This is a genomic window from Faecalicatena orotica (assembly GCF_003149245.1).
Taxonomy (GTDB): domain Bacteria; phylum Bacillota; class Clostridia; order Lachnospirales; family Lachnospiraceae; genus Faecalicatena_A; species Faecalicatena_A orotica.
In genome coordinates, this window is the sequence record NZ_QGDL01000024.1 from 23503 (window position 1) to 38352 (window position 14850).

The following is a 14850-nucleotide window of genomic DNA, read 5'->3' on the forward strand; positions in this document are numbered from 1 at the left end:
GTGGAAGCATGGCACTGGTGAAGCTTCGTCCGAGTTATAAAGACTATTTATGGGGCGGAAGAAAGTTAATGACAGATTTTTATAAGGAATATGATGGGGAAGTTCTTGCGGAATCGTGGGAACTCTCCTGTCACAAGGACGGCCACAGTTATATTGCGGCCGGAGAATATGCCGGGGAGACATTGGAAGAGTACATCCTTATGGAGGGGAAAAAAATACTTGGCAGAAATGCAAGAAAATTCGAGCAGTTTCCGGTATTGATTAAGTTTATAGATGCTGCGGAAGACCTTTCCATCCAGGTGCACCCGAGTGATGAGTATGCCATAGAAAATGAAAGACAGTATGGGAAGACCGAGATGTGGTATGTAGTGGACTGTGAAGAGGGTGCAAGCCTCTACTATGGATTTTCCAAAGAAGTGAGCAAGGAAGAATTGGAGCAGAGAATCAGAGACAATACATTGCTGGAAGTGCTCAATAAAGTGTACGTAAAAAAGGGAGATGTGCTGTTTATCGAGCCGGGAACAATTCACGCAATCGGAAAAGGAAATGTGATTGCAGAGATTCAGCAAAATTCGAATGTGACATACCGGGTATATGACTACGGACGGAAGGACAAGAATGGTAAGGAACGGGATCTGCATATCGAAAAGGCATTACAGGTGACGAAACGTATCCCCATCCTCAGGCAAAAATCGTTTGAGCCCCACATTGCATCCTGCGAATATTTTACCGTAGATAAGCTGGTACTCGATGGCAGCATTATGAAGCGCATGTCAGGGACCATCGATCCTGCTACGTTTGTAAGTATGCTTGTACTGGATGGGGAAGGCACTATCCAGGCAGGGAAAGAGGAACTTATATTCCGAAAAGGGGACAGCCTTTTTATTACTGCTGATACGGGAAATTATGAAATGGAAGGCAAATGTGAAGTGCTAGTGACGACACTTTGACCAGAGGTGGGAAGTATGACAGAATCAAGAAGATTAGTCTATCAGACTCAGATGGATATATTCTGGATATTATACCGGATTTGATTGAAATAGGAATTGATGCACTGAATTCCCAAATTTTTTGTATGGGACTGGAAAAATTGGAGCAGTTTAGAGGGCAGATTACCTTCTGGGGCGAGATTGACAGACAGAATATATTGCCATTCGGAAGCAGTGAGGATGTAGAAAACGCTGTAAAAAACGTCAAAGATCATCTGTGGAAAGACGGCGGATGTATTGCCCAGTGTGATTTTGGCGTTGGAGTGAATCCGCAGAATGTGTTTAAAGTGTTTGAAACATGGGGAAAGATTGTGTAGAAAGACAGCGAGATGTGGATAAGTTTTTTTAGCAGACAGGAGGAATATATGAACAGGAAAGAGCGGGTTTTAGCAGCTTTGAAACGGGAACCAGTAGATAGAATTCCAAGGGGAGAGCTGGCAATTGAAGGGGGATTTATAGAAAACTTTCTGGCAGATGTTGAGACACCAATGTCACCGTTGGGAAAAGAGATCTATGTGAGGAAAGCACTGGAAATGGATTTTATCAATATACATGAATTTCCAAAAACATTGTTGGGATACGCGGAAGATGGATATCCAATTTACCAAAGCCCATATGGGGATATATTCAAGGAGACACCTCACAGCTTCCAGCTTCTGAAACCTGCGCTGGAAGATATTGAGGATGTGGAAGAATATCAGACAGCAGATTTATCCGTGGCAACGAGTCATCTGCTGGAGTTTTATAAAGCAAATACGGATTTGTTCCTAATATCCCAGATTAACGGACCGGTGAGTGCGCTTGACTGGGCATTGGGAATGGAAGATTATATGTGTTATTGTATGACAGATCCAGAATTGGTGGCACAGTTCGCAGAAAAGATTATGGCATTTGAAGTTGGCAGGGCCAAGATGTTTCTGGACAAGGGAGCAGAGGCAATCCTCATAACGGACGACATCGCGTTTAATACGGGGCTTCTGCTTCCGCCTGACACGATGAAACTGGTGGCTTTTCCATTTTATAAAAAGGTAATTCAGGAAATAAAGGAATATAAGGATGTGCCGGTTATCTTCCACAGTGACGGCTATCTGGCGGATGTACTGCAGGATATTGTAGATTGTGGGTTCGATGCGATACAGTCACTGCAGCCTTCCGCGGGCATGGATATTGAGAAGGTGAAACAAGAATTTGGCAATAAACTATGCCTGATTGGCAACGTAGACCTGAATTATCTGCTTCCATTTGGAACACCAAAGGAAGTGAAAAAAGAAGTGAAGGACCTCGCAGATAAGGCAGGACCAGACGGTTTTATTCTTTCAACCTGCAATATATTGACAGATGCCGTTCAAATTGAGAATGCAAAGGCAATGTATTTCTTTGATAAAGAAGATGGGAGTATGAATGGTGAGCAGGATTTTTAGTGTCGAAGGAAAGTTTTATTCGGTTACCAGCAAAATGGCCGATATGGTGGTCATCACTTTATTGTGGTTCGTTGGATGCATTCCCATTATCACGATTCTCACTTCGACATCAAGCATGTATCATACCACGGTGAAATGTGTGCGCTATGAACGGGGGAAAGCATTTGAGGAGTTCAAAGAAGCTTATAAGAAAAATTTGAAGCCGGGGATTTCACTGACCATATTTTACGGTATGATTGGCGTGGCAGTTGGATTTGCTGATTACCGCGTATTTGGCCTCATGCAGGGCAGAACTGCAGGTGGATTCATTATGGCAGTAGTCCTGCTGGTTGTGACGGCTTTATATCTGATGAATGTACTTTGGCTGATCCCTGTGTTTTCAAGATTCTCGAATACATTTGGAAAGACCATTCAGCTGAATTATGTTATTGCGGCCAGGAATATCATAAGAAGCCTGCCGATGTTTCTGGTTATTGTCGCAGCTGTAATTCTGGTCCTGGCATCGTTTCCGTTGGTGATTATATTTCCATCACTGGCAATGTTTTTGATTTCTTATCTCTCGGAGCCGGGAATGCATAAATATATGCCGAAACAGGAAGAAGACAACGGGGATTGGAGATACGGATTCAGATAAAGCGAAGAACGCAAAATTGAGAAGAGGAGGAAATAAGTTATGAAAAGTTTCTATTCGAAACGAGCGAAACTGGTATTTATTTTACCAGGATTTATACTGTTTACAGTGTTTGTTATTTATTCCATTGTGCCATGCTTCATCATGAGCCTCCAGAACCATAATGGCGCGGCATCGCTGGGATGGGTAGGGATTGAGAACTATGTTACGACATTAAAGTCACCGGCTTTCTGGGCGGCACATAAGAATACATACTGGCTTCTTGCGTTAGAGCTGTTGGTTGGTATTCCGGGGTCACTTCTCCTGGCATTGATGCTGGACCGTGCAGGAAAGGCTGCAAAGGCTATCTATAGGTTTGCAGCACTGTTCCCCATCGTACTGTCAGTTGCAGTTGTCGGTAAGTTCTTTGTATTGGGAATCTTTGATACGAATGTAGGGCTTCTGAATTCGATTTTAAATTCAGTGGGGCTTGAGAACTTAACAAGATCATGGCTGTCGGATTCTAAAACGGTTATGACCTGTATTGCCATTGCTTATATCTGGCAGTATTTGGGGATGAACTCCCTATTATTCTATACAGGAATCCGTACCATTCCGGGAGAATTCTATGAAGCAGCCCTGATTGACGGAGCGGGATTCTTAAAGGCAAGCATCCATATTACCATTCCTTTGCTGCAGGATGTATTGAAATATGTTCTGATCGGAGCAACAATCGGAACTTTGGGAATGTATTCGCAAATCGCGATTATGACAAGAGGGGGCCCGGGAAGGGCTTCAAGGACAGTTATTTATGAAATGTTCTATCAGGCATTTAAAACAAATCGATTTGGGTATGGGTGCGCCATCGCATTGTTGTTCTTGCTGGAATGTATTTTCTGGGCATTTATTATAAACAAGTTCGTCGCACGTGAGCCGATTGAGTATTAGAGGAGGTGACAAGATGAAGATGAAAATGGGAATGAGAATTGGACGTGTGATCAGAGACGGAATATTGATTATTTTTGCAATACTGTTTTTGCTTCCCTTATACTGGATGTTTTCGCTTTCTTTAAAGGATACGGTACAGGCGGCAGGAGAACCGTGGGCAATACCAAATGGACTGCATTTTGAAAATTTTTCAGCGGCTTGGCAAAGGATTGATATTCCGAATCTATTGAAGAACAGCTTTATCTATACTGCAGGCGCTTTGGTATTATGCCTTGCTGTAAGCGTTATGATTGCTTATGCAATTACTAGAATGCGTATGAAACATGCCAATTCATTCAGAATGTATTTTACAATTGGTATGCTGGTCCCGATCGCTGTCATGATGATCCCGGTGTACCGCCTGGTTATGACACTTGGAATAAAAGGAACATACTGGTCATTGATTCTGCCATATGCCGCATTTACTATGGCGAGTGCGATATTGATGATATGTGCATTCTTCCGCAGCATTCCGGTAGAAATGGAAGAGGCGGCGGCCATTGATGGCTGTAACGTATATAGGACGTTTATAAGCATTATGGTTCCGATGGTGAAACCGGCACTTGTGACACAGGCAATGATGGTGTATATCACGAACTGGAATGAGTATGCATTGGCAAGTGTTCTTGCGATGGGTGAAGATATGAGATCAATTCCGCTTGCACTGGATTTGTTTTTCGGACAGTTCAATATAACAAACTGGGGTGAGGTCGGTGCAGCAGTTGCCATTACATCACTTCCTGTAATTGTCGTATTTATGTTTTGTAATAAGCAGATTGAGCAGGCAATGTGTGGTTCTTCCGGACTAAAATAGTAGAAACGATATGTAAATCAAATTGACAGCCACATGTATACATTGATAAAATTATTTATGTATACATGCATCTGTCTTTTTATCTTATAAGAATGTACGCCTGATTTGTGTGGTGAAATGAGGGGAACCTATGAAAAAGCGGTTGAAATTGAGGAATGCTATTTTAATTACGATTATACTGATTACGGCGGTCATTGTGCTGATTTTTGGGTATGTTTCCAGTCAGCAGTTTGAAGAACTGCTAACAGAACGTATGGTAGATGATTATCAGGAAACTGTAAATACGATGCAAAAAAATGTAGAGACACTCATTACATACATGGAAGATTTTACAAAGTATCTGTCTTTGAATCAGGAAGTACAGGATACAATCATAGAATATCAGAATATGGAAGATGAGAACCGCATATTGAGCCAGCTGGCAGTGAAACAAAAATGGGATAAATTCAGCAGCCAGCTTATTTTTTCTACATCCATGATATATAGTCTGGAAATCTATACGGGGGAAAATAAAGTTTATACCTATTATTATGATCCAATGGAGAGCGATGCAAAGAACATTCCTGATGAGATTCTGAAAACCGCAAACTCGCAGAGTCAGCCGATTTGGACAGACCTGTTGACACTTAGGCAATACCGGTCTTATGTAAAAAAGCCTGATTATGGATTTGCCGTGGTGAAATCAGTAAATAACCAATTGTCTGGAAGAGTGGGGGCAATTGCTGTATATGTGAGGGAATCCAGCTTTGCAGAGATTTTGGAACCTAAAAAGGAAGAACGGAAAAACAGATATTATCTGGTAAACGCTGATGACACTATTGTGTCTGCAGTTAATAAGGAGGAACTCTATGAGAAAGCCAATACTACGTTGGAGCTTTCAAAGGAAGAATATGAAAAATGTATGCAGGATGGGGTACTTTTAAAAGAGGAGAAAGGACAGGATCCGCTCCTGTATGTAAGCCGGATGATTGGAAAGAAAGGCATCAAGCTGGTATGTGAGACTACGATGGATGAACTCGGAGAGCAGCAGAACAGTTTAAAGATTTTTATCGGAATCATGATGTTTTTTGCGGTCATCCTGGCAACTGTCAGTGCGTGGTTTGTGTCGAACAGGGTTACAAAACCATTGGGAGAACTGATGGGAGTTATGGAGAAGATAAAGACAGAGGATAAGAACAGCCACCTTCGTTTTCAGGAAAGAGATACCGGAGAAATTGGAGTCTTGGGCAGCAGGTTTAACGAGCTTATGGATGAACTTGATGCATCAATGCAACAGATTTATGAGGAACAAAGGCAGCGCCGTCATAATGAAGTACGCTTATTACAGGCCCAGATTGTTCCGCATTTCCTATATAATACGATGGGGATCATCTCTTCTTTTATCAAACTGGGGATGACAGAAAAGGCACTTGCAACGATTCAGAATCTGGTAAGCTTCTATCGGCTGTCTCTTTCCTCGGGGAAAGAAATTATTACAATAAAAGAAGAGGTGGAGTTGACACGTAATTATATAGAGTTACAACAGCTCCGCTATATTGAATATATGGAATATACGATAGAGTGTGATGAAGACACGGAAAATGTCTGGATACCAAAGCTGACCATACAGCCATTGGTGGAGAATGTACTGCATCATGGGCTGAGGCCGAATGAAGAAAAATGTCAGATTCATATTAGTGTTACGGCTGACAGTCCAAATGAAATACTGAAAATCAGTGTATATGATAATGGCACAGGTATAAAAGAGGAAAGGTTAAAGCAGCTGAGGGAGAGTTTGGAAACAGGGAAAAGTATTACAAAATCATTCGGTATACTGAACATCCACCAGAGATTAAAACTGATATATGGAAACAAATACCATATGGAAATTGAGAGTCAGGAAGGAGAGTATACACAGTTTAGTTTATATCTGCCGTTGAAGGGGAGCAGGGAGGGTGAAACGTATGTATAAGGTATTATTAGTGGATGATGAGTACTTTCCAAGAGAAGCACTCAAAACGACCATTTCATGGGAAAAGTATGGGTGCACGGTCTGCGGGGAAGCAAAAAATGGATTTGACGGTATTGAAAAAGCGATAGAATTAGAACCGGATATCATATTAACAGATATCAATATGCCGTTTATGGATGGACTGGATATGATTATGCATCTTCAGAAAGAGCGCCCAGATATTTTGTATTCTATCGTCACCGGCTACAGTGAATTTGAGTATGCTAAGAGAGGGATGGAGCTTGGGGTGCATCACTTTATTGTAAAACCGATAGATGACAAAGAACTGATAAAGACAATACAGAATATGGTGGAAATTCTGGAAGAGAAGCATAAGAAAGAACGTGAATATGAAAGCCTGAAATTTTGGGCAAGGAAGAACAGTGAAGAAAACCGGAAGAATTTTTTGTATATGTTGTTGATGGAAGAAAACAGTGTAATTGAATCCCAGTTTTTGTTTGAATGCGACCAGTTAAATCTCCCTATGAAACAGGGAGGATATGTTGTATGCTTCCTTAAAATTGACTCCCGGACCTATGTGCATTTAAGTCAGGAGGAATGGCAGAATAAGATGATGGAAACAATGGGAGAAACAGGAGAAAACTGGAATTGTACCGTTTATTATCAGGGATATGGGAATTTGTTCATTATTTTTAGCAATATAACGGAATCTGACAGGAATCTCAATACGCTTGGATCGCTGATGCAGAGCATACAGATTGCATTGATGCAGGAATGGGTATGTACGGTAATGGCAGGGGTAGGAAAGTATTATAAAACATATCAGGGAATTGTGAAGTCACGTGCAGAGGCGGAAGCCTCTGTACAGGAAATCAGGGTATCAAAGTTAATTACAGAAATGCTGCGTTATATTCATGAAAACTATGAAAATCCCGATCTGTCGTTGAAAGAAATTGCGGAAAAATTATTTGTAAATTATTCATACCTCAGCACTCAGTTCAAAAAGGAGATGGAAATGTCGGCAAGCCAGTATATCCTGCGGTTCCGAATGACAAAAGCGGCGGATGCATTTCGAAGTGGGAAGGAGAACATGATAGAAGTTGCAGGGGAAGTCGGATATACCGATACGAAATATTTTTATCGTTGCTTTAAAAAAGAGTTTGGGGTTACTCCGAATCAATATATTGAAGTATTGCGGAAAGCACGGAGCAGCGGTGAGGTGCTCTAAGGGAGGACAATCAAAGTCCCTGCAGCCGCAAATATACGAAAAGGTTAAATGCCAAAAAAAGTGAACTATGTGCTAAAATTATGTCCCCCCGGTAATGAAGATGGGCTCTATAATATAGACATCACTTAATCGAGGAGGAAAGGAAATGAAAATGAAAAAAGTATTAAGTCTTGTGCTTGCCGGAACGATGGTTTTAAGTATGGCGGCCTGTGGTAAAAAAGAGGATGAGCCCAAAGCGGACAAAGGAAAAGAGGATGGAGCAAAAACGATTACTATTTTATGGCCTGAAACAGATTCCACACAGGTAGATGTTATGGAAAACTATCTCCGGCCTGCATTGAAAGAAAAATTCCCGGATATTGAATTCGAGTACATTTCTACCACCGATAACACAAACAGCCCTATTAAGACAATGAGTGCTTCCGGTGACCTTCCGGATATCTTCTTTACAGCGGGGGGCGATATTGATGCGGTTCTGGGTGCAGGAGATGCATTGGATGTAACACCATATCTTGAAGAAGGATGGCTTGAGGAAAATTACGCAAATCCGGATCTGGTTAAGAACGGGGATGCAATTTATTTCCTGGCAGCGGGACAGAATGCATACTATACGCCAGTATTTTATTACAATACAGCACTCTTTGAAGCAAATGGGGTGAAGGAACCGACAAACATTGAAGAATTAGTGTCTGCAAGTAAAACATTTGTAGACAAGGGTATTACACCAATCACGACAGCAGGCTGGGTATCCTCATATTCTTTGATTGACGGCATTCTTGCAAGTGCTGCACCAGATGCTTTGGCGGACTTACATACACGTAAATGTGACTGGACAGACGAGCGGGTAAAGAAAGCATTATCATACTTCGATGAATTAAAGACAATGAAAGCCTTTTCAGCCGATATTGGCAACAAAGATGATGCAGCAGCTTATTCAGAATTTCAGGCAGGCAATACCGCTATGATGCTGACATATTCTTGGTTTAATGGAGATATGACAGAAGAAAAACTGGGATTTGTTCCTGGAGAATTTAACTTCCCGGCAGCAGATGATGACTATATTCAGCTTATTTTCGAGCCAAGAAAGGGTAATGGCGGCGGATATACAGCGAATGCAGATACAGACAATCCGGAATTGCTTACAGAGATTTTACAGGTGATAGTTGCATCAGAGTCTGAACGTCACAATGCGAACGGCGTTAACACGAACTTTATAGTAGAGAAACCGGCAGAGCCGGCAAACGATTTGGAAGCTGAAAGAATGGAAGCTTACAATGCGGCTAAGACCTATTTAAGTGTCCTTCCCCAGGCTCAGATGGATGGAGTTACAATTGCTGAGTACACAACATTATATAATATGTTAATTTCCGATGATCAGGGATACCTGTCAGAGAACTTCATCGAAGAGATGCAGCCGGTATGGGAAGCCAATACATATGGTGCAACAGAATAGGGTACAAATAAGATAGCGAAACAAGAAAAGAGAAGTGCGAAACTGCTTTGCAGTTTATGAGCACTTCTCTTTTCGTAAAGGTTCCGGTATATCAATGGCTATTCATAAATTACAGCATCATCCCCATGATATAAAGATCGTAATATTTTCCGTTCAGGAGTGTAGAATTTCTGCAGCAGCCTTCTACGATAAATCCGAATTTCATATAGAGTGCAACCGCGGTTGGGTTATCAGCCCTTGTGTCCAGACGGATTCTGGTGGTCACTCCGTTTCCGCGGGCCCACTCGATCAGACGGGTGATCAGCTCGGTCCCAATGCCCTGTCCCTGATACTTCTTTGCGACTACAATTCCGAGTTCACCCTCGTGGCGTGCCTTTATCTTATGGCTGGAATTGATGGTTGCAATTCCGGCAATCTCATCTCCGTCCATCGCCATAAGCATGATGTTGGTCTCATTCCCTTCCAGAGCCTCAATAGCACTGACCTGTTCTTCGACATTCAGGGGATATTCGTCTTTCTCGAAACTGAGGAATGTGGTCTCCCCGCCGACAAAATTGTAAAATGCTACAATCTTTTCAGCATCCTCTGTCATTGCTTTGCGGTAAATAATACTTGAATCCTTCATTTGTATCCTCCTTCTCATTTTCATAAACTGAAAATACAGTTACAAAACATAAATGGAGTCCGGTCTTATCTTTAATTGGACTGATACCATCCCCAGAAGTATAGTATCGGCCACAGCAGGCCAACAAGGTTCAGATAAGAAAAACCGACTGTAACGGATGAATAAATAATATTGGCTATATAGTAAGCGGCCAGTATGACTGCCATGATCAGTACAGACTGTTTGGATTTATACATGACTCCCATGATCCCTGATATAATAATAATCGCTGCGCCTACAATTGTCAAAATATATGAGAATGTGGACGGAACGTCGATTCCCATTGCTGCATAAGTCTGCTCAAAAGTTCCTCTCATAGCAATAGAAAAAATGCCGGAAAGCAAGCCTAACGCGCCAAAGACAATTAAGATAATTGATACTACTTTTAAAAATGTACTGCGTTTCTTCATTGTGAAACCCTCCTCGTTAAAATGAATTTAAAGTTTTAGTAATAAATATAGCTATCGTTACATCCTTCTGAGTGCTTCAATCGGACTTAATCTGGCGGCCTTTCTTGCCGGATAAATTCCAAAGACGATTCCGACGCTGCAGGAAAAGATGGTAGCGACCAATATAGCTGGGAATGAAAGCTGGGCTTTGATTCCCCCGATTCCAAGCGCGGTGATCAGCGCAGTAAGTGCGGCCCCTAATAGAATGCCTATGATACCGCCCATCCCTGAAATGATAGCGGATTCGCACAGGAACTGGGCGATGATGGATCCGGTCTTTGCCCCGAGCGCCTTCCGGATGCCGATTTCTCTTGTCCGTTCTGTGACGGATACAAGCATAATGTTCATGACCCCGATACCGCCGACGATCAGTGAGATTCCTGCTACCAGTGCGACAAATGCGGTTACGCCGTCCATGATTGAACCAAACATATCAGAGAAATCCATCGGCTTTTGCTGTATGAAAGGTGACTCGCCCAGATTCTGGTGTCTGGAATTCAGGATCTGTATCGCGCTTTTGGCAATCCGTGAAGCCTGGTCTTTGTCGTAAGCGGTGATGGATACAGAGGGAAACGCTTCTACAGGAGTTCCCAGGGAATTGGATACTGTATATGGCATTTCCAGATTTATGCTTTTGTCCATTCCCATTGCCAGATACTGCTTTTCAGCCTCCATCATTTCGGCGGAAGTTTCACGGATGCCGATGATTAGTACGTCCTGAATGCTGCTGTCTACCTGAAGTTCAATGCTCATGCCGATGACGTCTGTATTTCCAAACAGGTAGATCGCCGTCAGTTCATCAATGACACATACCATATTGGCGTTGGCTACATCATTGTCGTTAAAATATTTTCCCTTTACAAGCGGGCTCTGATACTGTGCATTTTCGTAATCCGGTGTAGTCAGCCCTACATAGGTGTCGAATTTTCCTTTTCTGGTCGAGATGGAACCAAGCGTTGCAGAATAGGAAGACACACTCTGGACAGAATCACCAAGCGAAGTCTTCAGAAACGAAATATCATCCCCGGTAATACAGTTCGGGTCTGAGACTTCTTCTGTATTAGACTGTATGGAAATTGTGTTATTCTGTTCATTTGAAGCGTCGACAACATCTTTCTTCAGTCCGTTACCGATGGAAACAATGGTAACGACAGAAGTGATGCCTATGATAATTCCCAGCATGGTCAGGAAGGAGCGGCCTTTATTGGAACGGATATTATCAAGAGCCATTTTTACATATTCTAAAAATTGTCCCATTTTATGTCCTCTTTTCTTTTCTGTCAGCCTATTCCTTTACTGCTTCTGCGGAAGCATCTGCCTCCTGTTTTTCTACAGGTGTGGCTTTCATGCCTTCCGTAATATCAACATTCAGGTCATTGACAACCTTTTCACCCTTTTTCAGTCCGCTTTTTACTTCGATCTGTGTCGTAGAGGCTGTACCAAGTTCAACAGTTTTTTTCCTGACAACACCGTCTTCAATGACATATACAAAGTCTCCGTCGGAAGAAGTGTTGATCACTTCTGTCGGGACAACGAGCACGTCATTCGCCTCTGCAACGGTCATTGTAATCTTAGCGGTGGCCCCGATACAGATGTTTTCGTCCGGATTGTCAATATGAATTTCCGCACCGATGACTGGGTTCCCCTTCGCATTTTCAATTGCAATCTTATTGACCTTTTTTAACGTACCTTCATATTTGAATTCACCGACTGTAATGACTGCCTTGTTGCCGACCTTCATCTTTTCATAGTCATCCGGGGAAACTTCAATCTTTACACGTACCTTTTCTGTACTTGCGATGGTAAACATTGCCATTCCCTGTGTGGCTGCATTGGTCTGCAGTGCATCGACAGAGGCGATAACGCCATCCATGTCTGCCTTCATTCCTTCTTTGCCTTTCGCAACAAGCTCTGCCGGTGTCAGGGCGGAAAGCTCTGCTAAGTTATCGCTGATATCAAGATTCGCCATTTCAGAAGAAGTCATACCGGCATCGGCAGATGCTGTATTTGCGGCATTATATGCAGCCTCCCACTCGGCGTATGCGGCATCGTATGCGGCTTTGAGTTCTGCATATTCGGTATTGCTGTACTCAGGATCCTTGATGGCATTCAGATCAGCAGTGGCTTTATCACATGCGGTCTTGGCTTCCGTATAAGCAGCCTGGGCTTTGTCAAAATCTTCAAACGCTTTGACCAGTGCCTTTTCTTCTTCTGTCAGACTGGTAAGAGTCGGATCCTTGGCTTTCGCAGCATCAGCTTCGGCACGACGGCCGTTGTAGCCTGCATTGACCCTGTCCATGATATTCTGTTGTTCCGTCATCACGGCCGTGTATTGGTCAATTTCCTCCTGTAGTTTTTCACGTGAGGCGTTGTTTGCATCTATTTCACTTTGAACGGTACTGAGGGCGGACTCATTCTGTGCATAAGCAGCGTCCAATTGTCCGGCCAGGTCATTTACCTTATCGGCCAGCTTGTTGGCCTGTTCAGCAGCCTGTGAGGATGCGGCGTTTGCTGCGTCTATCGCTTTGGCATTCTGCGCCTTGGTTGCCTGAGAAGCATTCAGGCTGGACTGCAGGGTAAGCTGTGCCTGCTGGTTATCGCGTTCCAGATTAGTTGTGTCATAAGTAATGAGAACATCCCCGGCCTTTACCGTACTTCCCACAATAGCGCTGCACTTCTTGATAGGGGCGGATACCGGAGAATAGTATGTCTTCGTGTTCTCACTCTCAATCTTGCCGCTGGCATTGTAGACTTCCTTGATATTACCGGTGTCTACGCTGGAAACCTGCAGTGTTGCATCTTTAGCCTTGCCGCTTCCTTTGGAGAGCTGGGAAGCAACGGCAACGATGATGATAAATACGGCCGCTACAGGGATGATGACCCATCCGGGCAGCTTTTTCTTAGGCGGTTTGGAAGCTTCTTCATCTTCCAGTTCAAAGGACGACTCATCCCCGGTCATATCTGTGTCGATTGTGTCTAATATTTCATCCTGCTCTTTTTTCTTTTTGGAAAACATATTATGCTCCCTCCCTTTCTTCATTTAGATAATCTTCTTCAATCCTGCCGTCGATGATGCGGACGACCCGCTTGACCTGCTGGGCGATATCGTCATCATGAGTGATGATAATAACGGTGCGCCCTCCCTTGTGAAGCCCCTTCAGGATATCCATGATCTCTTTTGTAGACTTGGTGTCCAGATTACCAGTAGGTTCATCCGCCAGTACGATCGGAGGCTGTGCGGCAATGGCACGCGCCACGGCAACCCTCTGCTGCTGGCCGCCTGATAATTCGCTTGGCTTATGTTTCATACGGGCCCCTAACCCTACCTTCTTTAATGCCTCAACCGCGATCTTCCGGCGCTTCTGCTTGCCGAGCCCGCGGTAAATCAGGGGCAGTTCTACATTCTCCACAGCATTCAGGTTTGCGATCAGGTTGAATCCCTGAAAGATAAATCCGATCTCCTTATTGCGGATATCCGACAGCTGATTGTCTGTCAGCTTAGACACATCGTGCCCGTTCAGGAAATAGTTTCCCGAAGTGGGGACATCCAGACAGCCAAGCATATTCATCAGCGTAGACTTGCCGGAACCGGAATGACCGATGATCGCAACGAATTCCCCTCTCTGAATTTCAAGGTCAATACCATCCAGGGCACGGACCTCGTTCTCACCGGGATTGTAGATTTTATGTATGTTCTCAACTTTAATGAGTGGTTCCATGTAAAATCCCTCCATAGTTTTTGTGAAGTACTCTTAAGTATATTGTTTTTTATTCACAATAAAGCACTTTGTATTACTTAACTAATACAATAATCTTTTGCACGAAAAAAGTCAATACTTTCTTGTTAAAGTTTATTTACGCTTTACTGCCGTACAACATCGTGCGCTTCAACCCCGTTTACAGGCGGGTTTTCATCTGGTACAATGTTAGGTATCTTTGGTTATGATCTCGTCTTTGACACATGTGAGAAAAAATAAGTGCCACAATCCTAGGAAATTGGCGGGTTGTGGCACTTTGTACCCTGTGTGCGGTATATAGTAATGTTTTATCTTCTCTTGCTTTTTTTCTGGATCTCTTTCATTTTTCGCTTGGTTAAAAACTGATAGTCTGTCCGGAAGCCGCATGCTTCATGCAGCTCATCCGTTATGGTCTGCCGTTCATATAACGGCATAAAACCCTGCTCCTCTATATCGGCAAAATTCATGCTTTTCAGTATCTGGAGCAGCTGCTCTGTAGTACAGGGGCTTTTCAGGGATCTCTTCAGCAGTCTGAAATGGAGCAGTG

General features: G+C 43.1%; 14 protein-coding genes and 1 pseudogene. 9 read left to right on the top strand and 6 right to left on the bottom strand.

Features of this window, described 5'->3' with window-relative positions; all coding sequences use genetic code 11:
- Nucleotides 1-8: 8 nt before the first annotated feature.
- The 9 genes from A8806_RS25190 to A8806_RS25230 all read left to right on the top strand — a co-directional run bounded on the left by A8806_RS25190 (nt 9) and on the right by A8806_RS25230 (nt 9453).
- The gene (locus tag A8806_RS25190; RefSeq protein WP_109733920.1) at nt 9-950 is read left to right on the top strand and encodes a type I phosphomannose isomerase catalytic subunit; all 942 of its coding nucleotides are present in this window, start codon (nt 9-11) and stop codon (nt 948-950) included.
- Nucleotides 947-1306 carry a uroporphyrinogen decarboxylase/cobalamine-independent methonine synthase family protein gene (locus tag A8806_RS25195; RefSeq protein ID WP_181368873.1) on the top strand — a complete coding sequence of 120 codons (360 nt, stop codon included), beginning with the start codon at nt 947-949 and terminating at the stop codon, nt 1304-1306. The genes A8806_RS25190 and A8806_RS25195 overlap by 4 nt, the downstream gene beginning before the upstream one ends.
- Before the next feature lie 48 nt (nt 1307-1354).
- A complete protein-coding gene (locus tag A8806_RS25200; RefSeq protein WP_181368874.1) occupies nt 1355-2410 on the top strand; it encodes a uroporphyrinogen decarboxylase family protein in 1056 nt (351 codons plus the stop codon).
- Entirely contained in the window at nt 2391-3044 is a 654-nt protein-coding gene (locus tag A8806_RS25205; protein WP_109733922.1) for a YesL family protein, read from the top strand. Before A8806_RS25200 ends, A8806_RS25205 begins: the two co-directional genes overlap by 20 nt.
- 39 nt (nt 3045-3083) lie before the next feature.
- Entirely contained in the window at nt 3084-3968 is an 885-nt protein-coding gene (locus tag A8806_RS25210; protein WP_109733923.1) for a carbohydrate ABC transporter permease, read from the top strand.
- A 13-nt stretch (nt 3969-3981) separates the two neighbouring features.
- Nucleotides 3982-4821, top strand: a complete 840-nt coding sequence (locus A8806_RS25215) for a carbohydrate ABC transporter permease (RefSeq protein WP_109733924.1) — start codon at nt 3982-3984, stop codon at nt 4819-4821.
- 130 nt (nt 4822-4951) lie between these two features.
- On the top strand, nt 4952-6772 hold the full coding sequence (locus A8806_RS25220; RefSeq protein ID WP_109733925.1) for a cache domain-containing sensor histidine kinase: 1821 nt from the start codon (nt 4952-4954) through the stop codon (nt 6770-6772).
- Nucleotides 6765-8000 (top strand): response regulator transcription factor, encoded by a 1236-nt coding sequence (locus tag A8806_RS25225; RefSeq protein WP_109733926.1) that lies wholly within the window; start codon nt 6765-6767, stop codon nt 7998-8000. The genes A8806_RS25220 and A8806_RS25225 overlap by 8 nt, the downstream gene beginning before the upstream one ends.
- A 145-nt stretch (nt 8001-8145) precedes the next feature.
- On the top strand, nt 8146-9453 hold the full coding sequence (locus tag A8806_RS25230; RefSeq protein WP_109733927.1) for an ABC transporter substrate-binding protein: 1308 nt from the start codon (nt 8146-8148) through the stop codon (nt 9451-9453).
- A gap of 109 nt (nt 9454-9562) precedes the next feature.
- On the opposite strand, the gene A8806_RS25235 is transcribed toward A8806_RS25230, so the two are convergent.
- The 6 genes and pseudogenes from A8806_RS25235 to A8806_RS26460 all read right to left on the bottom strand — a co-directional run.
- Nucleotides 9563-10078, bottom strand: coding sequence for a GNAT family N-acetyltransferase (locus tag A8806_RS25235; RefSeq protein ID WP_109733928.1), 516 nt, complete (start codon nt 10076-10078; stop codon nt 9563-9565).
- 71 nt (nt 10079-10149) lie between these two features.
- Nucleotides 10150-10527, bottom strand: a complete 378-nt coding sequence (locus A8806_RS25240) for a hypothetical protein (protein ID WP_109733929.1) — start codon at nt 10525-10527, stop codon at nt 10150-10152.
- Nucleotides 10528-10584: 57 nt separating this feature from the next.
- Nucleotides 10585-11823 carry an ABC transporter permease gene (locus A8806_RS25245; protein WP_109733930.1) on the bottom strand — a complete coding sequence of 413 codons (1239 nt, stop codon included), beginning with the start codon at nt 11821-11823 and terminating at the stop codon, nt 10585-10587.
- Between the two features lie 28 nt (nt 11824-11851).
- Entirely contained in the window at nt 11852-13582 is a 1731-nt protein-coding gene (locus A8806_RS25250) for a permuted SH3 domain-containing protein (RefSeq protein WP_109733931.1), read from the bottom strand.
- 1 nt (nt 13583) lies between these two features.
- Entirely contained in the window at nt 13584-14285 is a 702-nt protein-coding gene (locus A8806_RS25255) for an ABC transporter ATP-binding protein (protein WP_109733932.1), read from the bottom strand.
- 326 nt (nt 14286-14611) lie between these two features.
- Nucleotides 14612-14850, bottom strand: a pseudogene (locus A8806_RS26460) (IS1634 family transposase); the annotation flags it as partial.

What these genes read in the sequence shown, in the direction of transcription:
- A8806_RS25205 (WP_109733922.1), top strand. Translation starts at nt 2,391, where the DNA reads ATGGTGAGCAGGATTTTTAGTGTCGAAGGAAAGTTTTATTCGGTTACC.
- A8806_RS25210 (WP_109733923.1), top strand. Translation starts at nt 3,084, where the DNA reads ATGAAAAGTTTCTATTCGAAACGAGCGAAACTGGTATTTATTTTACCA.
- A8806_RS25200 (WP_181368874.1), top strand. Translation starts at nt 1,355, where the DNA reads ATGAACAGGAAAGAGCGGGTTTTAGCAGCTTTGAAACGGGAACCAGTA.
- A8806_RS25215 (WP_109733924.1), top strand. Translation starts at nt 3,982, where the DNA reads ATGAAGATGAAAATGGGAATGAGAATTGGACGTGTGATCAGAGACGGA.
- A8806_RS25240 (WP_109733929.1), bottom strand. Translation starts at nt 10,527, where the DNA reads ATGAAGAAACGCAGTACATTTTTAAAAGTAGTATCAATTATCTTAATT.
- A8806_RS25225 (WP_109733926.1), top strand. Translation starts at nt 6,765, where the DNA reads ATGTATAAGGTATTATTAGTGGATGATGAGTACTTTCCAAGAGAAGCA.
- A8806_RS25235 (WP_109733928.1), bottom strand. Translation starts at nt 10,078, where the DNA reads ATGAAGGATTCAAGTATTATTTACCGCAAAGCAATGACAGAGGATGCT.
- A8806_RS25255 (WP_109733932.1), bottom strand. Translation starts at nt 14,285, where the DNA reads ATGGAACCACTCATTAAAGTTGAGAACATACATAAAATCTACAATCCC.
- A8806_RS25220 (WP_109733925.1), top strand. Translation starts at nt 4,952, where the DNA reads ATGAAAAAGCGGTTGAAATTGAGGAATGCTATTTTAATTACGATTATA.
- A8806_RS25250 (WP_109733931.1), bottom strand. Translation starts at nt 13,582, where the DNA reads ATGTTTTCCAAAAAGAAAAAAGAGCAGGATGAAATATTAGACACAATC.
- A8806_RS25190 (WP_109733920.1), top strand. Translation starts at nt 9, where the DNA reads ATGGCACTGGTGAAGCTTCGTCCGAGTTATAAAGACTATTTATGGGGC.
- A8806_RS25230 (WP_109733927.1), top strand. Translation starts at nt 8,146, where the DNA reads ATGAAAATGAAAAAAGTATTAAGTCTTGTGCTTGCCGGAACGATGGTT.
- A8806_RS25245 (WP_109733930.1), bottom strand. Translation starts at nt 11,823, where the DNA reads ATGGGACAATTTTTAGAATATGTAAAAATGGCTCTTGATAATATCCGT.